The organism is Paenibacillus sp. BGI2013 (genome assembly GCF_002843485.1).
GTDB classification, from domain to species: Bacteria; Bacillota; Bacilli; order Paenibacillales; family Paenibacillaceae; genus Paenibacillus; species Paenibacillus amylolyticus.
Window position 1 is genome coordinate 226,823 of sequence record NZ_PJFA01000002.1, and the last position, 22,776, is coordinate 249,598.

Consider the following 22,776-nt stretch of genomic DNA (forward strand, 5'->3'; position numbering starts at 1 on the left):
GGTACATGCTGTACCGTCCTTTCCGTTCATACAAGATCGCAGACAAGGAGTTTAACCAATGCAAGATGAAACGTATGTGGATGGATTACCCAATCCGATTAAAGCCGTTTTGTTCGACAAGGACGGGACATTACTTGATTTTACGGGCATGTGGGGGTTCTGGACCGATTGTGTGTTGAACGATTTCAGAGAACAGTTAGCGACCAGAGGACTCCGTATCGACACAGATGAATTCCCACAGATATGGGGTACATTCCACGATGATCAAGGCCGAATGAATGGGTATGATGTGCGGGGCCCGCTTGCGATGGGCACGATGGATGAAGTGTATGCCGTGCTGACGTGGCATGGATATCGTGCGGGTCTCAGCTGGGCGGAATCCAAGATTATGGTCCGGGAGTGTTTGGCGCGAGCGGAGGAAGAGATGGAGCAGCATCGTCCGGCACATCCGTTACCGGGTGTTCGAGAATTCCTTGAACAGTGTCGTACCAAAGGCGTGGTTATGGGTGTAGTGACGGCAGATGATACACCAAGTGCAATTAAACATTTACAGTGGATGGGACTGGATTCCTTTTTTGACGTGGTGATGGGTACAGATCTGGTGGAACGGGGCAAACCTTTTCCCGATATGCTTCTGCTTGCCTGTGAACGGTTGGGTGTATCAGTGCAGCATACCGTGGTCATTGGAGATACGGACGGAGACATGGAGATGGCACGAACCGCTGGTGCGGGGTACAGGATTGGCATTGGAGAACCGGGAAAAATCCGCTTGGCAGATAGAACGATTCAATCCTTCCATGAATTGCTGAATGGTGGGCTGAATCGATGACAAACAGTCACGCCTACTTGGGCTGGGTACTGTTGGCACTGGCTATCGGGCTGGAGCTGAGCGCTACCATTTTGCTAAAAGTATCGGATGGATTCTCGCGGTTATGGCCTTCGGTGTTGATGTTTGTCTGTTATGGCGCAAGTTTTACGTTTCTCAACTTTGCAGTGAAGTATATGCCGCTGGCTGTGGCCTATGCGATCTGGTCTGGCGTGGGTATTACGCTCATTGGCGTCGTGGGGCATTACTTTTTTGGTGAACGTCTGCGGCTCACATCGATGGTCTGGATCGGGTTTATTCTGATTGGCATTATTGGACTGAAATGGAGTGATTCTTGATGGGAAATGAACATACACCGGAGCAACCTCTTGTCAGCTTTCAGGTTATTACGGACACACATGTACGGGACGAGGCAGACCACATTCATAACCGACATTTGGAGTTGGCATTAGCCGACATAGCTACATTCTGTCAGGGGAGCAGCGGGATTATGCATGTGGGTGATGTGACAGATCGGGGGCTGCCGAGCGAATATCGTGAGTTGCAACGCATATGGAAGCAGCATGCGGAGAGTTTGCCGGACATCCGGTACACGGTAGGTAATCATGATATTGGAGCCGTGGTATGGCAAGATCCGCCGATCGTATTGCTTGAGATGAAAGAGGATGAAGTAGCCGAGTTGTTGGAGCAGGAGGCAGATATCAAGCTGGTCACAAAACAAACCGCTGCTGAATCAGCTGCACTAATTGAGCAACTATCCGGCGGGACCTATACGTTGTCTGCTGTAACTTCTGAGCAGGAGGGCCAAGACGGGGGACCGATCTCTTCAGGAGTAGACCCCATTACAGTCGCAGGGTTATGGCAGCGTCGATTAAGTGATTTTGAAGGGACAACAGGCATGAAGGGCGCATACCACGATCATTGGATTGATGGGTATCATTATATTTTCCTGGGCACCGAGCAACCTCACCCGAAGGATTGTGATATGTCGGCTGAACAATTGGCGTGGCTGGATGCGAAATTGTCTGAGCATGCAACACTGAATCAACCGATCTTTCTCTTCTTACACCAGCCGCTTATGGATACGGTAGCGGGGTCGTTGAAGGAACAAGGCTGGTATGGTGTGAATCAGGATGCGGAACTCAAGGCCGTTCTGGCCAATTACCCGCAAGTGATTCTCTTCTCCGGTCATACCCATTGGCAACTGGAAGCACAGCATACGATGTACGATGGTGCAGGCCACATGCCAACCATGTTCAATGCGTCGTCTGTAGGTTATCTATGGACGGATCAGGATGAACATCTGGAGGGCAGCGAAGGGCTTCATGTGGAGATTTATAAGGATCGAGTTGTTGTAAAGGGGCGGAACTTTGTTACGAGCGAATGGATTGAGGGTGCTGAATTTACGGTAAGTTATCCTGTAGAAGGGTAGTTATTTGGATGGTAAAAGGGAAAGGGTTATACTAAGGGTCAATGCCATTAAGACAAGTTAAACTTGATGACATTGCTTAATGGGTGGCCTTTTTGGTGTTCATCTTAAAGATATGTATCAGATCATCCACCCCATAAAGTTCCACGTGAAACGTAGCAGGGGAGGCTAGAGTTGGGTAAAGTTGTAAATGGGTATGATTACAAACTATACTCAAATAAGTACACATGATATGCACATACTCGTTAATTCAACCTATTTACGGAGAGGAAGTAGAAGTGGCATGAGAGAACTTCAAGTTCAAACGACATATGGCACCGTTCAAGGCGAACGTTTGCACGATGCAAGCGTATGGAAAGGCATTCCCTATGCGAAACCTCCGGTAGGTGAGCTGCGTTTCAAGGCTCCGGTACAGCCCGAGTCATGGGATGGAATCAGACAGGCCACTCAATTTGGACCTGAGAATATACAACCACGAAATCATCAACCAGAAGGCCAGACAGAAATTCCGAATGAGTCAGAAGATAGTTTATATCTGAACATCTGGGCACCTAAGGAAAAAGGAGCAACACCACTGCCGGTCATGGTATGGATTCACGGTGGTTCCTTTGTAACAGGTTCAGGTAGCCAGCCGATGTATGATGGTACACAGTTAGCGGTTCGGGGGGACGTCATCGTTGTGACGATCAACTACCGATTAGGACCTTTGGGATTCCTGCATATGGCTCCATTAGGTGATTCATATGTATCCAATGCAGGTCTGCTGGATCAGGTTGCGGCATTACAGTGGGTGAAGGATAATATCTCTGCTTTTGGTGGTAACCCGGATCAAGTTACGGTGTTCGGCGAATCAGCAGGCAGCATGAGTATTGCAGCACTGATGGCGATGCCATCGGCCAAAGGACTCTTCCGACGTGCCATTATGGAGAGTGGTGCTTCCCAGTTGATGCCGGCAGAGCAAGCCTCAGCGTTGCGGGAAGGGATGCTGAAGATTCTTGGGGTGGACCGGGACAACCTGCAGAAGTTAAATACAATTCCTGTAGAGCAGATTATTGCAGCGGGGGAAACGGTCAAACAGCAGAGCGGTGCAGGTATGGCATTGTTGTTCCAACCTGTATTGGATGGAAATACACTACCACAGGTGCCACTTCAGGCAGTGAGCGAAGGCTCAGCGCAGGATATTCCGGTGTTGATTGGTACGACATTACACGAGGGTGCACTGTTCATCCAGCCACATGTACCTTTTTCAAAAGAAATCGATATGGTTCAGGGCGTAGACTTTATGACGCCAGATCTGGATAACCGGGTAGCCATCGCGGATAGTTATCCAAAAACGGCAGATGGACAAGCCCAAGTCATGACCGATATGTTCTTCTGGCGGTCAGCGCTGCAATATGCTGCGGCACAGCAGAAGTATGCTCCGGTGTGGATGTATCGATTTGATTGGGTCATGCCGGAACATCCTTTGTTAAAAAGAGCGATTCACAGCATCGAAATGTTCTTTGTGTTTAATACACTGCATGTCCTCAAATTCATGAATGCAGAGCCGGATGAAGCTGCGGCGGCACTTGCCCTCAAGGTACAGGATGCCTGGATTTCCTTTGCCAAGAATGGCCAACCTGAAGTTGCAGGTGTGAACTGGCCTGAATATGAGCAGGATCGTGCGACACTAATCTTCAACCATGAGATTGAGGTCGTACATGATCCGGATGCAGCCAAGCGAGAGCTGTTAGGATTATAACCCAGGCTGATTATTTGAATGGATACTCTGAATAACTGCTATGCGCCCGATCAAAAGAGGACGTTCATCTCATAATGAACGTCCTCTTTTTGTAATCCGGCTGAATAATAAGCAGAACGTAAGCACTGAATAGAGGTACATTGTGCCGTTATACTCCATACATTATTTACGAGAGGCACGTGTGCGGGACACCTCATCGAAGTAGAAGGAACGTTTTCCACGGGAGAAGAGCACGATCAAGACATGAACAAAGAGTACGGCGTAGACTAACATATAGATACCGAATGTCCCCAAGGAGATCCACATTTGATAAGGTTGAAGCATAACATCCTGATGACCTGAAAAAGCATAATCGTTGACCAAGCGAATGATCGTAACGAGCAGCCATGGAACATAGAGTGCGGCAAATCTTTTGAATAACGATTCACTGGTGGGTGTGCCGGTCTGACGATTCACATAGCGGAATCGCAAGATGGCCGAGCCTGGAGTTACCCCATTTCGCACCCAAGGTATGAAGAACAGTACAATGACCATAGCAATGGATGTACTTAACGCATCACTGATCACATCAGATGCTGTGAAGATCGATATCAGAATCGAAAGGAAGACAACAATGATTCCATCAATAATTAACGCGAGCAATTGAGGCATAGTATACACTCGGTTTTGCTCCACGATCTGTTCACTCTTCGCCTGAATGCTTGCACGTGATGGGAATAAAGCAAGCAGGATGGGCGCTGTGAAGAATCCAATGACTGCTCCCGAAGTATTCAATAACAGATCATCTGCATCGAAAAGGCGGTAAGGACAATTATAATACCCGTAGAATCCGGTGATTTGAGTGATCTCGAAGAATAAGGAAAGCCCGAATCCACCAATCAGGGCGTACTTCCAGAATGATCTTTTTTGAAAAAAATAACGGATATATACACCCAGCGGCATGAGAAGCAGGACGTTAAATAGAACTTGCAGGAAGGCTCTGCCCTGAATCATGCTGAGATAGCTGGAAGGCTGGGTCCATACAATGGGTGTTTCCTTCATGATGTCTTTGACAAAAGTGAATGGAACCAGATTGTAGTAGATCGTGTCAGCGGCTTGCTGCGCACAGGTATCTCGCGTAGTTGGAAACGGGAGAATGACGAGGCAATAGGCGGCCAGAATATAAAAGATAAACGAAAAGCTGATGCCAAACCGTGACCAGCTGAAGAAACCGTCTTTACGATACCCATAGATCAACCACGGCACCAGCAAAAACATGGCCGCAACAACAAAGATCAAAAAAGCCATTTGCACAGGGAAAACATATGAGGACATGAGTAAGAACTCCTTTGGTATTAAATATAATAACATTCATAGAGACATTAAAATTCATGTATGTGTAGTGCGTATCTATTAGTTACATCATAAGTAGTTACCCTTAAAGTGAGGGATGCATGAACCTTAAATTTGGTTTAAATCCATCCATGCAGTGACCAAGCGTATGGAATATACCGTCGAAATCCCGTATACTTGCGGGAATGCCAATCGTAGAATGGAGAGTTTAATACATATGTCTAATTTGCCTAACTGCCCCAAATGTAATTCAGAGTACACGTACGAGGATGGTAACCTGCTGGTTTGCCCGGAGTGCGCGCATGAATGGTCTTTGGAAGCAGACAATGATAACGCAGAGGATGCAAAAGTAATCCGCGATGCCAACGGAAATGTGCTAAGTGATGGCGATACCGTTACCGTCATTAAAGATCTGAAGGTAAAAGGTAGCTCGCTCGTGGTCAAACAGGGCACGAAGGTGAAGAATATCCGCCTGATTGATGGGGATCATGATATTGATTGCAAGATCGACAGCTTGGGTGCGATGAAGCTGAAGTCTGAGTTTGTGAAAAAGATATAAGATCCAGAAACGTTCAGTTCCGCATTCAATGGGGAATTGAACGTTTTTTGTTTGACAGGAAATATTTAGTAGATATATACTGGTTGGAATTTAATTTTTTTGAACATGGATGAGTAGTCTACATATAAGAAAAGGCAGGTGTCAGAGCGATGAAGAGAGATCATATTATTGAATATTATTCCGGGTTTGATGAATGGGGCAGACTGGAGCGGGAACCAATTGAATTCATCATTAACATGCATTACATCAGGGAACATCTCCCTGCTACTGGTTGTATTCTGGATAATGGCGCAGGACCAGGGAAGTATGCCATTGAGCTTGCGAAGCTGGGGTACAAGGTCACTTTATCGGATCTGACACCTTCCTCTGTGGATACTGCGAGGCAAAAGGCTCAGGAGTTTGGTTTGACACAGCAATTCGATGGATTCCATGTTCTCGATGCGACTTCGCTCTCCGGTATGGCTGACGAGACGTACGATGCGTCCCTCATGCTGGGGCCGTTATACCATCTGCAGACAGACGAAGAGCGCACGGCTGCTGTACGGGAGCTGTACCGTGTGACCAAGCGAGGGGGCGTGGTGTTTGTAGCCATGCAAAGCCGAATGCGCATGAGTATCAATTCGCTGCAATCCCCGCAGCATTGGAAGCCGAATGATAACATGGCAGCCATCCGTTCTTTTGTGGAAAAGGGCATATTCGATCATCAGGATCAAGGACGATTTACGGGAGCATACTATTTTAATATTCAGGACGTTACACCCTTCATGGAGCAACATGGATTTGAAACCGTTGATTTGATTGGTTCATCTAGCCTTAGAGCGATGCTTACGGACGAGCAACAGCAATACTGGAAAGAGCGTGGCGAGTATGATGAACTCATGCAATATATGATTGAAGCCGCCAAAGACCCTTCCATATTGGGAATCTCGTCTCATTTGCTGTACATCGGGAGGAAGAAATAATAGACTTACAGGCAATGCTCTAAAAATCTATGTATTTTAGAATTTCAGCCCGTGGAATACTGTTTCCACATGATATAATATCTCTATCTAATGGTCTGGAGGTGTCACTATGCAATGGAAGGAAGTTCAGGAGCGATTCCCTAACGAGTGGGTCGTTTTTGAGGCAACCAAGGCGCATTCTAGAGAAGGCCAGCGTTATATTGAAGAGATGGCAGTGATTGATTCATTTGATGATTCTACAAAGGCACTAAAACGTTATGGTGAATTGCATCAGGAAGATCCCAGACGGGAATACTGCTTTTTTCACACTTCACGTCCAGAAGTTCTGGCAAGAGAACGATATGTTGGCATGAGAGGTCCTCGATGAAAATTTCAGATGGAACAACGATTAATGATTTTCAAGTTGAAATAGGAAATATGGATTATGGTTTGGAGATTGACGGAATTCTGGGATTTAATTTTATGAAACAGACCGGTGTTGTAATTAATGCCAACCTGATGGAACTAAGTATAGATAAGCTGTAATCTATAGAAAATAAACATAAATGTGCCCTCTGGAAACAGGGGGTACTTGTGTTTTTCATCAAAATAGTTCAATATTAAGATACATAACAAAAGGTGATCTACTTACAATAGGTAAGATGAACAACGGATCGCTTCATACCAGGGAGGAACAGACAATGGAAATCGGAATTAGTACATTTGTGGAGACGAATCCGGATGTAAAAACAGGAGAACTTATCAGTCATGCGCAGCGTATTCGGGATGTTGTTGAAGAGATTGTTTTGGCAGATCAGGTAGGTCTGGATGTATATGGCGTGGGAGAACATCATCGTGCCGACTACGCCGCTTCATCACCAGCTGTCATTCTGGCGGCCGCAGCTTCACAGACCAAGAATATTCGCTTGACGAGTGCAGTAACTGTGCTGTCATCGCATGATCCGGTACGGGTATATCAAGATTTTGCGACACTGGACGGCATTTCGAACGGACGTGCAGAGATTATGGCAGGGCGTGGATCATTTATCGAATCGTTCCCACTGTTTGGCTATGATCTGAACGACTACGATGAGTTATTCGACGAGAAACTGGATTTGCTTCTCAAACTGCGTGATTCGGAAAAAGTAACTTGGGAAGGCAAACACCGCCCTTCCTTTAACAATCTGGGCGTCTACCCGCGCCCTGTACAGGAAAAGCTTCCGGTATGGATTGGCAGTGGTGGTAATCAGGAATCCGTAGTTCGTGCAGGATTGCTCGGTTTGCCATTGGTGCTTGCCATTATCGGTGGCCGTCCGGTGCAATTCGCACCACTGGTGGAGCTGTATAAAAAAGCAGCTGCACATGCAGGACATGATGCTTCCAAGCTGACCGTTGCTTCTCACTCTCACGGCTTCATTGCCGATACAACAGACGAAGCCGTGGAGAAATTCTTCCCGCCAGCGCAAGCGGTCATGAACATACTGGGTCGTGAACGTGGCTGGGGACACTACAGCCGTGCGACATTTGATGCGGCGCGCAGCCTGGAAGGTGCATTGTATGTAGGTGATGTGGATACCGTAGCTCAGAAAATTATTTACCTACGCAAAGAAGTTGGGATTACACGCTTCATGTTACACACCCCACTCGGAACCATGCCGCACAACGAGGTCATGAGAGCGATCGAACTGCTTGGTAAAGAAGTCGCTCCTATCGTGCGTAAAGAAATTGCACGTTGGGAAGCTGAGAACGAAGAGGCACGTTAATCGACTGAAACCGTTACGGAACTAGATGAGTCAACAAAACAAAGGAGCATGCCCTAGGCGTATTACGCCAATGGGGCTGCTCCTTTTTGTTTATCTTCTAAAAGTATCTAAAACAGCACAGGTTTAATGCTTACCCATTCGCAGATGTACTCACAAGGGAGTGTATAACCATGGACAACGTATGATCATAGAGGGTTTTGGCAGCTTCTTCGCTCTCAATATGGCCTCCCAAATACAGATGAATAACACCGTGTAAGGGAGCCCAGATCATCCGAACCGCAAGCAGGGGATCTTGCACCTGAAGCATTCCCTGTTCAATCGCTACCTCAACCAAGGCAGACACTTGTTTCAGTGCAGTTGCTGTTCCCTGTAAGGTCTCTCCATCTGGTTTGAATTCGGAAAAAGATCCTCCAAACATCAGCTGATAGAAGCTGGATTGAGAAATGCCGAAGTCCCAATAGACATGGGCCAGATCACGGAAATATTGTTCGAACGATGCCTGCCGGGGCATAGCTTCAAAACGCTGGGCCATGAGGGAACATCCCTCTAGATACAGATGTTTGGCTAACCCTTCTTTTTTGCCAAAGAGGTTATATATGATTTTGGTCGAGCACTCCATGCGTTCAGCTACACGGCGTACTGTGACGGCTTCTGGTCCATGCTCTTGCAGTAAAGCAGCAGCAGCATGCACAATATTTTGCCGCAGATTATGCGAGTGCTGCAGTCTGGCTTCCTGAAAGGTTGTTACCGTATGTGCAGATTCCGTGGAACCCGAATTAAGATCCTTCATTGATTTCATCCTCGTAACCGTATTGTTGTTGAACAGAAACTACGTTTCCTTTTCTTAAGGTCATTCTACTGTTTTACGCCAGATAACGTCAATTTAATCCGAGTTTAGTAAGTAAGCACTCCGTTCTAGAATCAAATTTAACAAATGCATTTGACATCGTCATGGGTTTTGGTTACGATGATTCTATACAGAAACAGTGTTTCCTAATGAAAACGAGTGTTTAAATTATACACAGAGGATGGATGAGAGATGATAAAGGAACAGCATCAATGGGTACTTATTACAGGTGCTTCTTCAGGTATTGGGGAAATTTTTGCACTCGAAATGGCTTCTAAGGGTAAAAATATCGTGCTGGTGGCCAGAACAGAATCCAAACTGAATCAATTGGCAGAACGTATAGAACGTACATATCAAGTAAGGGCTGAGGTAATCGTATCGGATCTTTCCGAAGTAGAGGCACCTCAGAACGTATATGAGGAATGTCAGAATCGAGGAATACACATCGATATGCTGATCAACAATGCGGGATTTGCTACCCATGGATGTTTTGAACAACTGGATGGTTCCCGGCAACAGGAGGAGATTATGTTGAACGTGCTCGCCTTGACAAACATGACACATCTTTTCTTGCCAGGCATGTTACAGAAGAAAAATGGTGCTGTAATTAATGTATCGTCGACGGCTGCCTTTCAACCTGATCCCTATATGGCTGTGTATGGAGCAACGAAGGCATTTGTACTTTCTTTTACAGAGGCATTATACGAAGAAAACAGGAAGCGTGGCGTTCAGTTTTTGGCACTATGCCCAGGTTCAACCGAGACTTCGTTCTTTGATGTAGTGGGTGCTGATGAAGCCTCGGTGGGTAAACGTGATACACCTGAGCATGTCGTGGCGGTGGCCATGAGTGCACTCGAGTCAGGCAAACCTTATGCTGTGCCGGGGGCCGGTAATTACTGGACAGCGCAGTTCACCCGCCTCGTGCCACGCAAGTTGATGTTGCGAATCGTAGGAAGTATGCTCCGTCCACGTTCCAAGGATGGTAAAGCAGAAAAAGTACAAGCCTGATTAGGGGTATAGGGTAAAAGCTTTAGGCCAAAATGCCTTTGGCCCGAGCTTCCTTTATCCAGCCTGGAAATTCAGTGAGGAGACGATCATACAATTCTTCATCGCTGATCTTGGAGATGTCGTCGAGAGCAAAAAAATCAGCATTATCGATGAAACGTCCAGTCATGTCATCAAGTTTCTCGAGAATACCGTAATTGGCTTGGCCTAGGCCAACAAATTGCCAGAACAGGTTTTTGGTTGAACTTTCGGTAATAAGCCGCATGATTTTCCCTTTTTGACTGACTCCACCATCGCTAAAAAAGATAATATACGTTGGAATCTTCACATCGGGTTCCTCGATCGTATATTTGCGAATGACATCCTGCATCACAGGAGGTTCGTTATTGGTACCGCCTTTGCTTCCCAGCGTATATGTGCGTTCAATATAATTCTCGAAATCCCTGGCGGTGACGCTAGGTGCACGCAAGAAGTCTTTGGCGAAGAACCAGACGTCCAGCTCTCCGTTATCATCAAAAGCGGATGCAATCGCCAGGATACGCTCGAAGGCTTCTTGCACGATGCCTTTACGATATAGATGGTACATGGAACCTGATGCGTCAAACACAACGGCAACACGTGCCTGTATAGGTTCGATCTTTTTCTTTTGTAGAGACAGGGTTACTTTACGCTTGAGGAGATCGATCTTGGTCAGGTTAAGCGGCGCATGATTCGTGTTTGGTGCAGCATCAGGTACCAAGACTTCTGGAGAGGCCGCTGCCACTTCAGCTTGTGCCGTGAGAAGAACCTGTTCGGCTTCCGAGGTGTCGTTACTCTCAATTTCAACACCAAATGACTCTGCCAGCGGCTGCAATCCACCAAAGAAACCTCGTCCAATCGCACGAACTTTGAACCCGTCACGATACTTATAGATTTCAATGAGAATAAGTGCTGTTTCCGCAGTGACCTGTGTGATCTCATAGGTGATCTGCTGGGAACCAGCTTGTACAATCGCCTGACATGCCTGAACATCGGCGAAAGTCCCTCCCGCATCCAGAGTAGCGGTAAACACACATTTTTCCACAGAGGCCTGCTGTAATTGATTCGTATCCAGTACAAACGAGGATTTCAGTTCCTCTGCCTGTTGAAGAAGTACACTTTGATGGGGATCGGCCTTCTGATTATAAAATACAAAATAGTCGTCAGATGGGACCTTTCCCTCTTCGTTCACCATAAAGCAGCTAACATCCAAGGGAGAAGGAGATGATGTACATTGAATGGTTACCTGAAGTTGAGCACATTCGTTGATACTGATATTCTGGCCTGTGTTTAAGTGGATGAACGAGTCTGTCATAATCGGATGCGCCTCTCTTCTCCAATATAATGGTTGAAAATGTACAGTAACAAGATCGATTCTGAGACAAATGTTTCCATAAGTCAATCTTTTCACCGTTGATCCTACGCTTCATCAGACTCGTACTTTTCCCGATGCTCCTTCTTCATTTTCACATAGTCTGGATCGGTCTTCGCAATCTCCCATTGTGCTTTGAATATAGCCGCGGCTTCTGCCTTCACCTTATCATTCTGATAGGGTAAGATTGAGCCATCCTCTTTTGAGTATTTGCGTCCTCCTTTGTGATTTGTATACCGTCTGGCCCGTGTATAACCCATCTGGAGAAATTTACGAGCCATATCCATACCGACGAAATCACCCTTTTTCTTATACTCCAAAAATAGCTCATAGATTTTCTCCGATGACTCCGTCGCAATCTCGGGTGTTTTGAATCGCCAGTGTGGCAGAATCTCGCCCTTGTATGGCTCAACCATGAGAACGCCCTGCTCTCCCCGGCCTACGGTGTACAGCTCAGGGTGTTTGCGCAGATCCAACTCATCATAATTGAGACTGTAATCAAATTTTTTCATGTATACACCCTCCTTGATAGGGATTACCCCGATTCTGAACCAACAAGCACGGTTAATGGGGAACAATAGAAGGAATTACACAGGAGGGGTAGCGGTATGGGAATGTCCGGCAGATATCTTGTGGTAACAAAGGAGCTAGTTGAATCCATCAAGTCAGGCGAGGTTAGTGTGCATGATTGTGCAGTGGATCTGGATATCGATAAAACATGGCAGATGCTGCAGTTCACGCTGAACGGTAACCTGGTACAGGGGGAACCACCTCTCGGTTTTGTGGTGCCTCTCGCAGGTGAGCAATACGTGGGAAACTATTCAGACATGGATCTGTTTTTGCTTAGTAACGAGCAGGTGCTGGAAGCCTACATGGCATTGGAGCAGCTCACACCGGAAGAATTAAAGCAGCGGTATAGTCTGGACCAGATGATCGCTGAAGGCGTCTATCCAGTCATGGAAGATTGGGATGCGGAAGAGACATTTCAGGAGATCGTTCAGACTGTGGATGATGTCCAAGCCTTATTTCAGGCCACGGCTGCAAGTGGGAACGGGATCATCTTTTATGTTTTCTAAGTGAGCATTGAAATTATGATGGAAAATGGTTGGCCGACACAGAGCAGGTTTGAACTACGCCTATTCGGGTTATTGATAGACACAAGGCTCAGGCCTTGATGCATGACAATCCGGTAGAGAGAGGGAATGCGATATGACACAGGATCAGAACGAAGAAAACAAAGCGATTCAAGAGGATGAGCCGGATCAATTCGAGACTCCCCCAACTGCGGAAGATGAAGAAACGGATGAGAAACTTGCAGAAGATCAGGAGCAAGAATAACTCCCAGCATTGCACAATGAAGCAGGATGTTTTATCGAAACATACGATATGCTGAAATATAGATAGACCAGAGGTCGGACATGTTCCGGCCTTTTGGTTTATTTTTTTGCGTATCCGTTTACAAGAATTACCTATACCTTCATAATGGAAATGAACCATATTTTTCTAAGGAGGAGTTCATATTACGAATCGGAAGTTAGTCCAATGGATGGCAGTGCCACTAGTACTTTTAATGGTTGTTCTTACAGGATGTCAGGCTGTGGGTGGAGTAGACGTTGGCAAAGCAATGGCCAATGGCGCGAGTATCAAGTCCGGTGAATCCAGACAATCCATGAATATAAACATAGAACCGGCTAAGGAATTTGCTACAGAGAAAGACCTTGAAATGATCGAACTAATTAATTCCATTTCCCTGGATATTGATCAAGCCAAAATGAAAGATGCGAAGACAGCATCGATCAAAGGTACACTGAGCATGGAGGGAACGAAGTTACCTTTCCACGTGTCCATGAATGAGTCCCAATTGGTCATTGATCTGGACGGAGCCCAGAAACCGCTGTACATGTCTCTGGATACGTTCCAGGATGCACAGGCGCTTCCGATGGTAGATACGAAGGCTCTGGAGAAACAACTCGAGGAAATTTCCCCGAAACTGTTCTCTTTTGTCCTGAAGCATCTGTCCAATCCGAAGAACATCTCCGTAACACCGGTACAGGAATCCGTGAATGGCGAAGCACTTAGCCTCTCCAAGCTGCATCTGGAAGTTAGTGGTGAAGAGATGCTTGCCATGGTTAAACCGTTCCTGACGAGTATTTCGAAGGATGAGCAAGGACTGAAAGATTTGATTGGCGATCTGTACGATGTGTTCTACCCTGTACTGGAAGCAGTGAATGAGGTAGAAGGTGGGGGAGACGACACGCTGAATTCGATCGTTCCTGAATCGAAAGATGAAGCCGTTGCGTCTCTGTATGCCATCATCAAAGTAGGACTGGACAGTATGCTGGTCAATTATGATCAGGAGCTGAACAACCTGTTGAATGAGACTCCTGAATTCAAAACGGTCTTTGGCACAGAAACCAAACTGAAATTGGACTTTTATCTCGACAGCAAGCTGGATATTCGCAAGCAAAACTTTGAACTGAAAGTAGCACTGCCTGCTTCTGAGGATCTGCCGGTAAACTCTGTAACCGTAAGTGGAGACAGTGAACAGTGGAATATCGGTGGCACAGTTGCAGTTGATGAAGTGGATGTATCGGGTGGCGTTATGGATCTGATGAAGGATGATATTACGCCTGGACAGATGCTGCGCAATTTTGATTCCAATTCACTCGCATACCAATTGCTGAAAGATGAGGCTGGGATCACGAGTAAAAGTGTAGTGCTCTTCCCGGATGATGAATACGCTGGGGCGATCACTGTGAAGAACACAACATTTGTACCGCTTCGCTACGTGTCTGAAGAATTGGATGCTGAAGTGAAATGGACCAAAGGCTCGAACCAAATCGTTGTCATTGACGACATCACTGGTGATGAGATTGTCCTGACCGTAGGTTCCAAGAAGGCAACCGTTGCTGGTAAAGAAGTAACCATGGTGGAATCCGCTTATGTAGGCAAAGACGGCAAGACGTATGTGCCGCTGCGCTTTATGGCTGAATCCCTTGGAGCTACTGTAGATAAGGAACAAGAAACAGGCTGGATCTACATTGACCGTCCTTAATTTCTTATGACTTAAAATAATGAAATGCATGGGGAGTGCCTCTAGTAGAGGTTCTCCTCTTTGTCATTTCGTACCAGGTCAGAGGAATGGCAGGGCCCATACGGAAGAATACTAATCCGGTTGAGATGATGGTTGTAACAGATCCCCGTTAGATTAGAGCAAATGAAGAAATGGGTATTTACGTATGGAGGATGTCAAAAACAGCAAAGGGAGGTCTATGGATTATGACTGAACGATTTGCGGGTAAAGTGGTACTGATTACAGGCGGTGGCTCCGGTCTTGGACGATCCGCTGCTGTGGAAGTTGCACGTGAAGGGGCGAAGCTTGCCCTAGTGGATGTGAACATGAAGGCGCTGGAAGAGACCAAGCGTGTGATCTCGGAAGAGGTACAGCATGCCGAGTTTCTGTTAATTGAAGGTGACGTATCGGACGAAGAAGCTGTGAAGAAGTATGTTAGTGATACGGTCAATGAATTTGGGCGTATCGATGCATTTTTCAACAATGCAGGCATTGAAGGCAAGCAAAACCTGATCGAGAACTACGAGACGGAGATGTTTAATAAAGTTATCGACATCAATCTGAAGGGTGTATTTTTTGGGTTGAAGCATGTTCTACCTGTGATGAAAAAACAGGGCGAAGGCTACATCGTGAACGCGTCCTCTGTTGGAGGGATTCGCGCCGTGCCAAACCTGGTTGCCTACGGAGCGAGCAAACATGCCGTAGCCGGCATGACCAAAGACGCAGCGATTGAATACGCCGAGCACGGGATCAGCGTTAATGCAATTGCACCCGGAGCCATTCTGACAGATATGGTCATCGGTTCGTTCAAACAGATCAATCCGAATGACTGGGAGTCAGCATCCAAAGAGTTCGTGAAGGACAACCCGGCGAAGCGCTTGGGTGAACCGAAGGAAGTAGGGCGTCTCGTTGCCTTCCTGCTGTCTGGCGAAGCACCGTTTATCAATGGAGCCATTATTCCGATTGATGGTGCGCAGTCAGCCAAATATTGATCCCATATTCATCAAAAAGTATATCAATGTGGCATAGATATATACTGAGGAACGCCCTTTTTCGCCAATGTGTGGATTGGGGCGTTCTTTTTTTGATTTGATATTTAAGGGGGCGTATCCCGTATCCGGCAGGTTAAGTATGCTGTAGAATCTGCGGCTTTTTGCTAAAGCCGGTACTCCCGGCTGTAAAGCCCATCTGGCGATAGAATTCATGTGCAGCTTCACGTTCTGGGCGATTGCCACTGTTCAGAGACAAGGAATCCACGTTATGCGTGGCTGCCCATTGTTCGGCTTCAAGAATGAGCTGACGGCCGATGCCTGAGCCCCTGAACTGGTCGTGTACAACCAATGCCAAGATGCGGCAGTGTCTTCCGTTTTTTTCATACATATAAGAAGTCTGTAATCCGATCAGTCCAACTACGCGGCCTCGTGCTTCAGCAACGAGTGTAGTAAAGTTTGCGTCCGCAGAGATATGGGTATAGCGCTCTTCCATCTCGGCGTACGTGGTGGGATAACCAAGTTGGTCCATCAGAATGACCATATCTTGCAGATCGGTAGTGGAGCTATGTCTAATCGTCACATCCAGGCTCATAATGTTGTATCCTCCTTGGGTCTTTCCTTCAACGAAAGTTCAATAATGGTATCCAGCAGTTCTGCAAAAGAAATGCCTGCAGCAGCTGCACTTTTGGGCAGCAGACTGTTACGGGTAAGACCCGGCAGCGTATTCACTTCAAGCACATACGGCATGCCCTCCCGAATCATCATATCCACGCGAGCGTAGACGCTGCATTTGAGCACCTGATAACAGGCCAAGGCCGCGGCTTCGACGCGATTGTGAAGGTCCAAAGGCAATTGCACAACCTGCTCATCGGCCCCGTGGTCATCATATTTGGAGGCATAATCGAAAAACTCGGCGCTCGAACGAATGGAGATCACCGGCAGCATCTTACCATCCAGAATGGCACAGGTAATCTCCTCACCTTCGATATACTGTTCAATCATGACCGTATCATCCCAGGCGAGGGCAGCCTCTACAGCAGTTGGCAGGGCGGAAGCTTCCTTCACCACTTGGGTACCGATGCTGGAACCGCCTGAATTGGGTTTGACCACCACGGGGTACGTTAATTGTTGAACAGCAATAGAGGACAGTGCCTCCATATGGCTCACTCGCAGCCATTCTCCAGTAAGTACACCTGCATGCTGCATGAGCTGTTTGGACATGTCTTTATCCATGCATACACTGCTTGCAAGCACACCACAGCCTGTGTAGGGAATACCCAGAGATTCTAATGTGCCTTGGACCGTACCGTCTTCGCCGTATTTGCCATGCAGGGCAAGCAGTGCCACATCGATCCCCGCTGACTTGTCGATTAGATCGCGCTTGGTATTCAGCTCAATGGGTACAACCTCGTATTTGTCTCTATTCAGGTTTGCAATCATCTCCTGTCCGGTGAGCAGGGAAATATCCCGCTCTGAAGATGTACCGCCCATAATCACGCCAACTTTCATGTGAAATCCTCCTTATCTCATTTGAGCTGCTGTCTCGCCAATGATGCGAATGCCTTTACGTATATTCTCATCGCTGACTCTGGAGAAACCCAGACGCATCGTGTTTACACCCTGACCGGGTTCCAGATAAAAGGTATCCCCTGGTGTGAACGTTACACCTTTCACTTTACAGGCTTCCAGCAGTTCACGGGTTCTGTATTCGGACGGGAACTGCACGAACAGATGCAGACCACCCGCACCGGAAATTCGGCACATTGGCAGATACTGTTTCAGGCAACGCACAACCAATTCATATTTTCGCTTATATTCGGTGCGAGCTCGCTTCAAATATTTCTCGAAATTACCGTTGCTCAGATATTGATACAATAATGATTGGTCCAGCGTGGAGGTATGGATGCTGCGTGCCCGTTTCATACTCTCCAGATAATCAATCAGCGCCGCATCCGCAATAATCCAACCCACCCGCAGACCTGGGAACAGGACTTTGGAGAAGCTGCCCAGATACACCAGTCCATTGCCTTTGCCCATGCTGGCGATCAGGGGAGAGACATGCGAACCGGAATATCGCAATTCTTCGTTAAAACCGTCTTCAATAATCGGTACCTGATACTTGTTCATCAACCGGATGATCTCTACCCGTTTCGCAGGGGACGTCACAATCCCGGTTGGATTGTGATAGGATGGCACGAGATACGCCAGATCATATGGACTTGCCTCAAGTTCATGTTCCAGTTGCTTCAAGTCCAAGCCATCCGGCTCCATGTTCACACCGGTCAGGTGGAACTGGTGCAACTTTAGATTTTTGATCGCCGTGTGGTGCGTTGGATTCTCGCAGAGCGCTTTTCCGCTTTTTTTGCGTAACACTCCAAGCACCAGATCGAATCCTTCCGTGAATCCGTTGGTGATCAGGATGTCCTTGCCACGGAGGTCAACACCTTTGTTCTCCATATAACGTAGTAAATAGTTCATCAGCGGTCTGTATCCTTGCGCATATCCGTAATTCAGCAGTACTTCGCCCTCAAGTGACATGCGATCCAGAAAAGCCCGTTTCACGTTGTGCAGATCAAACAGCTTTTCATCCGGCGCTATGCTGGTAAACGATATCTCACCGCGCTCTGCTCCGGAGCCATGCTTCATCAGATCGTACTGCTCTGCCTGAATTGCATACTCGCTTACCTCCGTCGTCCAGTCCAGTTCCCAGCTTGCTGCTGCCTCAGGTGTTTTGATGGAGGTACTGACGTAATTGCCCTTGCCTTTGACTGCATAGATCAGACCTTCATCTTCAAGCTCGGCATAAGCGAGCAGGACCGTGCTGCGACTAACCTTCATGAGTGTACTGAGTTCACGGGTCGAGGGCAGTTTTTGTTTAGCTTGCAGGCCGCCTTTGAGCATCAATCGCTTCATATAATCTTTGACTTGTATATATACAGGGCGGTCCTCCGTCAGTTGCAGATCGGAATACATCCCATCACTCCCTCTACTGGTATCTTGTCATATTATAAACCCCGCAGAAAGAACCACGATACCTCTGTTTCCCTGAGCGTGTGGTTGGTTGTTCGCACAAACGCAAAAAAGCCCTGGCAGTATGCCGGGGCCTGGTGGTGAAACTTGATCCATTTTCTATAGTACTGCTGCTATAATTTCTACAGTTGTATTGCATGACTAGTCTCTCTAGGATCGATAGCTATCTGACCTTCTACGTGTGTCTATTAACTTCAGTACGACTATAATTGCAGGCTTTCTAGGTGATACTTAAAATCTACAGTGAATCATGAATCTAGGTCTTTCTAGGTTTGCTTGCTGCAAGGGTCGATTAGATGATGAATCCACAATCTATAAGCTAGGGTTCTTGCTAACTGTACTCTTGTCGTGATCACGTAACAGAATTCAGCATGAAAAAGAGTTTCAATCATAGGGTACAATAGACGGAGGTAGATATAAAGACGTATGTCTCAGTGCCCAATTTCTTCCTCATACCCCTATAGTACCACTTTGAATCAGGGAAGTTAACCTTTTTTTTGAAATATTTGTCGTAATAGCGAAAATTGCGTGAATTGTACTTCATATAGATTGAAATGGTGTCCCTTTATAATATGTGATAGGATGAAAACCTATAGATAATGAGGAAGTGAGCCTATTGATTAATATTACCGTGCCAACACCGGATGTAACCATCACAAAGCAGGCTGATCCACAGCTTAGCCACATTTATGGATTTACTGATTTTCACCTGATTACCCGGGAACTAGGCGGGATTTTCATGTTTTACAATGCCGCTGGAGAGTTGTTATTTGTCGGGAAAGCACGAAAATTAAGACCACGTATCAAAAAGCATTTTGAAGACACAGTATCACCAATTAAGAATCACCGCGAAGAAGTAACGAAGATTGAAGTATGCCTGGTTGAAGATCCTGTAGATCGTGAAATTTACGAGACGTATATCATCAACACGATGCGTGCGAAATACAATGTAGATAAAGTCTTGTACAAATAAGACGCTTAAAAAGCACATGAACATGCAATGTCTGGGACATATGTCCTAAGTGTTGCGCCAGTGGGTAAGGATGTGATCGAAGGATTGCATCCGATTCCTTCTGGTGCTATCCCGATCTTTTTGAGGGAGTAGCTTGTAGAATTTGAAACGTAGTAAACCCAAGCTTAGTATCATAGATATACCAAATACATATGAAGAGGTGATTGTGTTGATCGGTCGTAGCGGTAACCCTACACTTAAAGACAGCACGTTTGAAAACAGAGGATATGGAGAAGATCGGTATCAGAATTACATGACAATCAACGGCACGGTGAACAAAGCGTTTATTACGCTTGTGATTCTGCTGGGCAGTGCGTTTGCAACATGGATGATGTTCTTTAACGGACAACAAGTGATGCCGCTCGCTTATGGTGGATTAATTGTTGGTTTCATTCTGGCACTTGTGATTTCGTTCAAACCCGTAGCGGCACCGTATCTCGTACCTGTCTATGCCGTGGCAGAAGGCCTGTTCCTGGGAGCACTCTCCGCAACCTATGAGTCACTGTATAACGGAATTACCTTGCAGGCGGCTCTGTTGACCATGGCTGTATTCATCGCTCTGCTGGTGGCATACAAAACCAGATTGATCAAAGCTACGGAGAACTTCAAGTTGGGCGTTGTTGCTGCAACTGGCGGCATCATGATCATGTATCTGTTGAGCTTTGTACTGGGTTTCTTCGGCATTTCAATTCCTTATCTGCATGATAACAGCTTGATTGGCATCGGTATTTCGGTCGTTATCGTCATTGTGGCTGCCCTCAATCTCGTCCTTGATTTCGACTTCATCGAGGGTGGTGCTGAACGTGGTGCGCCCAAGTATATGGAGTGGTACGGTGCATTTGGATTGATGGTAACGCTGGTATGGCTGTACATTGAGATCATCCGTCTGCTTGGCAAATTGCGGAGCCGGGATTAGTCCTATCCATACGTCAGAGACGTAAACGGAGTGTGAATTTAAAGCTAAAAAGCTAACGCGTGATGCTCACGTCGTTAGCTTTTTTTGATTAACATTAGCAGAATTTCCTTAATGGCGCCTCTTATAAAACTCAACTGATTCCAACTCGTTGAGGCCCGGCACCACTTTATACTAACTCTGTATACAGATCCTCCAGAGTGATGATCTCGGGCTTGCTCGACAGCTCTCCCCCGGCTGAACAGGCTGCAAGCATATGCTGATCATCCAAACGCTGACTATAGAAGCGATGTGCTGCAGCCTGTTTGCAATGCCAATCTTCCCGCTCATTGGGAAGGATGGCGAAGGAGTCCAGTGGTATGGACAACCCCATACCGACTGCCTTGATATAACTTTCCTTCAGCGTCCATAGACGGTAGAAGGTTTCCAGCCGACGATCGTCAGGCTCGGCGACCAAGAACTGGCTCTCCTTAGGAGAGAAGAAACGCTCTGCAATCTGCATGTCAATTGGAGCTATTTTTTCCACATCCACGCCTAGTTCATCTGTACTCCCGGAGATCAGCGCAATCCAATCACCAGAATGGGAGACGTTGAATTGTACATCCGAATGGTGAATGAGCGAAGGTTTGCCGTAGGAATTACGGGTAAAAGAAAGCTCAGCAGGTCTCAGTCCAGTTAACTTGCTCAAAGTCACACGGGTCAATATCTCTCCCAGCACGGAACGATACGCGTCAGCCTGATGCACAAAACGCGAAGCTTGAGCACGTCGCTCCGCAGAAACTTGCGACAGCAATTGGTTCCAGTTCGCCTCGGGCAATACTTCTGGAACTTGGAGTACACGAATAGTTATCATCATTAATCACCTGAGGACATATTCGGCGTGGATCAGTAACTTTCCTTCATATGGAATGGGCCCTCAACTCTTCCTCCCAAATCATCACTATACGGATGCCCCTAAAAAGCAAGCCGGTTGTCTCGCTTTTTATGTTAAGGCCTCAGGTTGTGCATCTTCTTCATCATGCTTCCTGTACTCGTTTCCATTCTGTATGCGCAGACTGCACTCGCTCCCACATATCTTGGCATTCCAGTTCGTTGTAATTCACCAAGGGTTCATAGAATATTTCAGTTAATACGTTACGCCACTCGGTATAATCCCGGATCTCCTTTTTCTGGATTCCTTCGATATCATGTGTTCGGAGCATACATCCACGTAGTTCATGACTGCGGATCTCATCCCGCTGACGAAGCAAAAATACGTTATGCCAAGGTGATTCGACTGCCCGACTGTAGAATTCATGTTTGGGAATGAACTCTTCCAGGCTGGTAATTGCTTCAGGAGCATAGTCCACACCTTCACTTGGCCCATGCGGCTCGTACTCAAGCCGCCATCCCCCAGCCACAACAGATGATGGCATCAATTGGTACGTAAACGGAGCTGAACCATAGGTTCCATAACGAAGTGGCAGAGGTTCAAAGGGCATTCCGCCGAGACCTACATCTACAATCCAGCGTTCAACTGTCGGGTCAGCATCTGGCAGAAGCACAGATAGACCGAGATGGAATGAGTTCACACGGGGTTGTTCCCCATGAGGCTGTACTCCCCCGCGATGCCAATCAACCGTATAACCCAGCGAGCGGAGAAGAACACTAAATGCACCATTTAGATGAAAGCAGTAGCCGCTACGTCCCTGTAATATAAGCTGAATTGAATCTTGAAGACTGATTTCCGCAGGAAGACCTGCAAAAATATCGACCGTTTGCCAGGATAAATATTGCACATGTGCTCGCTGGAGTTCAAATAAGAATTCCAGTGTAGGTTCCTTTATATCATCTATGCCGATCCGTTTCAGATAGGCCTGTATTTCAGCTGTATTCAATAGTTCAATCATTATTCAGATCACCTCACGTCATATAGTGGGCTGC

Annotated in this window: 25 protein-coding genes; 16 read left to right on the plus strand and 9 right to left on the minus strand. The window is 46.7% G+C overall.

Annotation, left to right across the window (positions count from 1 at the left end; translation table 11 throughout):
• Positions 1-58: 58 nt before the first annotated feature.
• From CXK86_RS04850 to CXK86_RS04865, 4 genes are all read left to right on the plus strand, one after another.
• Positions 59-829, plus strand: coding sequence for an HAD family hydrolase (locus CXK86_RS04850; protein WP_076251995.1), 771 nt, complete (start codon positions 59-61; stop codon positions 827-829).
• Positions 826-1,164: a DMT family transporter gene (locus CXK86_RS04855; protein WP_083684565.1), complete on the plus strand. Its 339-nt coding sequence runs from the start codon at positions 826-828 to the stop codon at positions 1,162-1,164. The genes CXK86_RS04850 and CXK86_RS04855 overlap by 4 nt, the downstream gene beginning before the upstream one ends.
• On the plus strand, positions 1,164-2,258 hold the full coding sequence (locus CXK86_RS04860; RefSeq protein ID WP_076251993.1) for a metallophosphoesterase family protein: 1,095 nt from the start codon (positions 1,164-1,166) through the stop codon (positions 2,256-2,258). Before CXK86_RS04855 ends, CXK86_RS04860 begins: the two co-directional genes overlap by 1 nt.
• Before the next feature lie 280 nt (positions 2,259-2,538).
• The gene (locus CXK86_RS04865) at positions 2,539-3,996 is read left to right on the plus strand and encodes a carboxylesterase/lipase family protein (protein WP_076251991.1); all 1,458 of its coding nucleotides are present in this window, start codon (positions 2,539-2,541) and stop codon (positions 3,994-3,996) included.
• A 162-nt stretch (positions 3,997-4,158) separates the two neighbouring features.
• Here CXK86_RS04865 and CXK86_RS04870 read toward each other — a convergent pair whose 3' ends face one another.
• On the minus strand, positions 4,159-5,310 hold the full coding sequence (locus CXK86_RS04870) for a VanZ family protein (protein WP_076251988.1): 1,152 nt from the start codon (positions 5,308-5,310) through the stop codon (positions 4,159-4,161).
• A 235-nt stretch (positions 5,311-5,545) separates the two neighbouring features.
• On the opposite strand from CXK86_RS04870, the gene CXK86_RS04875 reads away from it, so the two are divergent.
• From CXK86_RS04875 to CXK86_RS04890, 5 genes are all read left to right on the plus strand, one after another.
• On the plus strand, positions 5,546-5,887 hold the full coding sequence (locus CXK86_RS04875; RefSeq protein WP_017691576.1) for a zinc ribbon domain-containing protein YjdM: 342 nt from the start codon (positions 5,546-5,548) through the stop codon (positions 5,885-5,887).
• Between the two features lie 149 nt (positions 5,888-6,036).
• Positions 6,037-6,849 carry a class I SAM-dependent methyltransferase gene (locus CXK86_RS04880; RefSeq protein WP_076251986.1) on the plus strand — a complete coding sequence of 271 codons (813 nt, stop codon included), beginning with the start codon at positions 6,037-6,039 and terminating at the stop codon, positions 6,847-6,849.
• A 109-nt stretch (positions 6,850-6,958) separates the two neighbouring features.
• Positions 6,959-7,216, plus strand: a complete 258-nt coding sequence (locus tag CXK86_RS04885) for a hypothetical protein (RefSeq protein WP_076251984.1) — start codon at positions 6,959-6,961, stop codon at positions 7,214-7,216.
• Positions 7,213-7,374, plus strand: coding sequence for a hypothetical protein (locus CXK86_RS31975; RefSeq protein WP_179087887.1), 162 nt, complete (start codon positions 7,213-7,215; stop codon positions 7,372-7,374). Before CXK86_RS04885 ends, CXK86_RS31975 begins: the two co-directional genes overlap by 4 nt.
• Positions 7,375-7,529: 155 nt before the next feature.
• A complete protein-coding gene (locus CXK86_RS04890; RefSeq protein ID WP_076251982.1) occupies positions 7,530-8,591 on the plus strand; it encodes an LLM class flavin-dependent oxidoreductase in 1,062 nt (353 codons plus the stop codon).
• Positions 8,592-8,721: 130 nt separating this feature from the next.
• Here the strand turns inward: CXK86_RS04890 and CXK86_RS04895 are convergent, their stop codons facing one another.
• Positions 8,722-9,381 carry a TetR/AcrR family transcriptional regulator gene (locus CXK86_RS04895; RefSeq protein WP_076251980.1) on the minus strand — a complete coding sequence of 220 codons (660 nt, stop codon included), beginning with the start codon at positions 9,379-9,381 and terminating at the stop codon, positions 8,722-8,724.
• 249 nt (positions 9,382-9,630) lie between these two features.
• On the opposite strand from CXK86_RS04895, the gene CXK86_RS04900 reads away from it, so the two are divergent.
• Positions 9,631-10,446 (plus strand): SDR family NAD(P)-dependent oxidoreductase, encoded by an 816-nt coding sequence (locus CXK86_RS04900; protein ID WP_076251978.1) that lies wholly within the window; start codon positions 9,631-9,633, stop codon positions 10,444-10,446.
• Positions 10,447-10,468: 22 nt separating this feature from the next.
• Here the strand turns inward: CXK86_RS04900 and CXK86_RS04905 are convergent, their stop codons facing one another.
• Complete coding sequence (locus tag CXK86_RS04905) at positions 10,469-11,776, minus strand: VWA domain-containing protein (RefSeq protein ID WP_076251976.1); 1,308 nt, start codon at positions 11,774-11,776, stop codon at positions 10,469-10,471.
• A gap of 104 nt (positions 11,777-11,880) precedes the next feature.
• Entirely contained in the window at positions 11,881-12,345 is a 465-nt protein-coding gene (locus CXK86_RS04910; protein WP_047840920.1) for a DUF4385 domain-containing protein, read from the minus strand.
• Between the two features lie 96 nt (positions 12,346-12,441).
• Between CXK86_RS04910 and CXK86_RS04915 the strand changes: the two genes are divergently transcribed.
• The 4 genes from CXK86_RS04915 (at position 12,442) to CXK86_RS04925 (ending at position 15,898) form a co-directional block, all read left to right on the plus strand.
• A complete protein-coding gene (locus tag CXK86_RS04915; protein ID WP_047840919.1) occupies positions 12,442-12,909 on the plus strand; it encodes a YfbM family protein in 468 nt (155 codons plus the stop codon).
• Positions 12,910-13,042: 133 nt separating this feature from the next.
• Positions 13,043-13,171 (plus strand): hypothetical protein, encoded by a 129-nt coding sequence (locus tag CXK86_RS32530; protein ID WP_256720053.1) that lies wholly within the window; start codon positions 13,043-13,045, stop codon positions 13,169-13,171.
• A gap of 208 nt (positions 13,172-13,379) precedes the next feature.
• A complete protein-coding gene (locus tag CXK86_RS04920) occupies positions 13,380-14,888 on the plus strand; it encodes a copper amine oxidase N-terminal domain-containing protein (protein ID WP_076251974.1) in 1,509 nt (502 codons plus the stop codon).
• A 224-nt stretch (positions 14,889-15,112) separates the two neighbouring features.
• Positions 15,113-15,898, plus strand: coding sequence for a glucose 1-dehydrogenase (locus CXK86_RS04925; protein ID WP_076251972.1), 786 nt, complete (start codon positions 15,113-15,115; stop codon positions 15,896-15,898).
• 133 nt (positions 15,899-16,031) lie between these two features.
• On the opposite strand, the gene CXK86_RS04930 is transcribed toward CXK86_RS04925, so the two are convergent.
• The 3 genes from CXK86_RS04930 to pdxR are packed head-to-tail and all read right to left on the minus strand — an operon-like array spanning position 16,032 to position 18,871.
• On the minus strand, positions 16,032-16,490 hold the full coding sequence (locus CXK86_RS04930; RefSeq protein ID WP_235193849.1) for a GNAT family N-acetyltransferase: 459 nt from the start codon (positions 16,488-16,490) through the stop codon (positions 16,032-16,034).
• Positions 16,487-17,407 carry a D-alanine--D-alanine ligase gene (locus tag CXK86_RS04935; RefSeq protein WP_076251970.1) on the minus strand — a complete coding sequence of 307 codons (921 nt, stop codon included), beginning with the start codon at positions 17,405-17,407 and terminating at the stop codon, positions 16,487-16,489. The genes CXK86_RS04930 and CXK86_RS04935 overlap by 4 nt, the downstream gene beginning before the upstream one ends.
• Positions 17,408-17,419: 12 nt before the next feature.
• Positions 17,420-18,871 carry a MocR-like pyridoxine biosynthesis transcription factor PdxR gene (pdxR, locus tag CXK86_RS04940; protein ID WP_036612272.1) on the minus strand — a complete coding sequence of 484 codons (1,452 nt, stop codon included), beginning with the start codon at positions 18,869-18,871 and terminating at the stop codon, positions 17,420-17,422.
• 673 nt (positions 18,872-19,544) lie between these two features.
• Here pdxR and CXK86_RS04945 point away from each other — a divergent pair.
• Positions 19,545-19,901 (plus strand): nucleotide excision repair endonuclease, encoded by a 357-nt coding sequence (locus CXK86_RS04945; RefSeq protein WP_036612270.1) that lies wholly within the window; start codon positions 19,545-19,547, stop codon positions 19,899-19,901.
• A gap of 208 nt (positions 19,902-20,109) precedes the next feature.
• Positions 20,110-20,856 carry a Bax inhibitor-1/YccA family protein gene (locus tag CXK86_RS04950; protein ID WP_036612268.1) on the plus strand — a complete coding sequence of 249 codons (747 nt, stop codon included), beginning with the start codon at positions 20,110-20,112 and terminating at the stop codon, positions 20,854-20,856.
• Between the two features lie 166 nt (positions 20,857-21,022).
• Here the strand turns inward: CXK86_RS04950 and CXK86_RS04955 are convergent, their stop codons facing one another.
• Positions 21,023-21,706 carry a 4'-phosphopantetheinyl transferase family protein gene (locus CXK86_RS04955; protein ID WP_076251969.1) on the minus strand — a complete coding sequence of 228 codons (684 nt, stop codon included), beginning with the start codon at positions 21,704-21,706 and terminating at the stop codon, positions 21,023-21,025.
• A 163-nt stretch (positions 21,707-21,869) separates the two neighbouring features.
• Positions 21,870-22,739: an arylamine N-acetyltransferase family protein gene (locus CXK86_RS04960; protein ID WP_370511432.1), complete on the minus strand. Its 870-nt coding sequence runs from the start codon at positions 22,737-22,739 to the stop codon at positions 21,870-21,872.
• Between the last annotated feature and the right edge of the window lie 37 nt (positions 22,740-22,776).

Coding starts and splice junctions, on each gene's coding strand:
- CXK86_RS04875 (WP_017691576.1), top strand. CDS start 5,546: ATGTCTAATTTGCCTAACTGCCCCAAATGTAATTCAGAGTACACGTAC.
- CXK86_RS04925 (WP_076251972.1), top strand. CDS start 15,113: ATGACTGAACGATTTGCGGGTAAAGTGGTACTGATTACAGGCGGTGGC.
- CXK86_RS04855 (WP_083684565.1), top strand. CDS start 826: ATGACAAACAGTCACGCCTACTTGGGCTGGGTACTGTTGGCACTGGCT.
- CXK86_RS04905 (WP_076251976.1), bottom strand. CDS start 11,776: ATGACAGACTCGTTCATCCACTTAAACACAGGCCAGAATATCAGTATC.
- CXK86_RS04955 (WP_076251969.1), bottom strand. CDS start 21,706: ATGATAACTATTCGTGTACTCCAAGTTCCAGAAGTATTGCCCGAGGCG.
- CXK86_RS04895 (WP_076251980.1), bottom strand. CDS start 9,381: ATGAAGGATCTTAATTCGGGTTCCACGGAATCTGCACATACGGTAACA.
- CXK86_RS04935 (WP_076251970.1), bottom strand. CDS start 17,407: ATGAAAGTTGGCGTGATTATGGGCGGTACATCTTCAGAGCGGGATATT.
- CXK86_RS04920 (WP_076251974.1), top strand. CDS start 13,380: ATGGCAGTGCCACTAGTACTTTTAATGGTTGTTCTTACAGGATGTCAG.
- CXK86_RS04870 (WP_076251988.1), bottom strand. CDS start 5,310: ATGTCCTCATATGTTTTCCCTGTGCAAATGGCTTTTTTGATCTTTGTT.
- CXK86_RS04930 (WP_235193849.1), bottom strand. CDS start 16,490: ATGAGCCTGGATGTGACGATTAGACATAGCTCCACTACCGATCTGCAA.
- CXK86_RS04850 (WP_076251995.1), top strand. CDS start 59: ATGCAAGATGAAACGTATGTGGATGGATTACCCAATCCGATTAAAGCC.
- pdxR (WP_036612272.1), bottom strand. CDS start 18,871: ATGTATTCCGATCTGCAACTGACGGAGGACCGCCCTGTATATATACAA.
- CXK86_RS32530 (WP_256720053.1), top strand. CDS start 13,043: ATGACACAGGATCAGAACGAAGAAAACAAAGCGATTCAAGAGGATGAG.
- CXK86_RS04880 (WP_076251986.1), top strand. CDS start 6,037: ATGAAGAGAGATCATATTATTGAATATTATTCCGGGTTTGATGAATGG.
- CXK86_RS04885 (WP_076251984.1), top strand. CDS start 6,959: ATGCAATGGAAGGAAGTTCAGGAGCGATTCCCTAACGAGTGGGTCGTT.
- CXK86_RS04915 (WP_047840919.1), top strand. CDS start 12,442: ATGGGAATGTCCGGCAGATATCTTGTGGTAACAAAGGAGCTAGTTGAA.
- CXK86_RS04910 (WP_047840920.1), bottom strand. CDS start 12,345: ATGAAAAAATTTGATTACAGTCTCAATTATGATGAGTTGGATCTGCGC.
- CXK86_RS04865 (WP_076251991.1), top strand. CDS start 2,539: ATGAGAGAACTTCAAGTTCAAACGACATATGGCACCGTTCAAGGCGAA.
- CXK86_RS04860 (WP_076251993.1), top strand. CDS start 1,164: ATGGGAAATGAACATACACCGGAGCAACCTCTTGTCAGCTTTCAGGTT.
- CXK86_RS04890 (WP_076251982.1), top strand. CDS start 7,530: ATGGAAATCGGAATTAGTACATTTGTGGAGACGAATCCGGATGTAAAA.
- CXK86_RS31975 (WP_179087887.1), top strand. CDS start 7,213: ATGAAAATTTCAGATGGAACAACGATTAATGATTTTCAAGTTGAAATA.
- CXK86_RS04900 (WP_076251978.1), top strand. CDS start 9,631: ATGATAAAGGAACAGCATCAATGGGTACTTATTACAGGTGCTTCTTCA.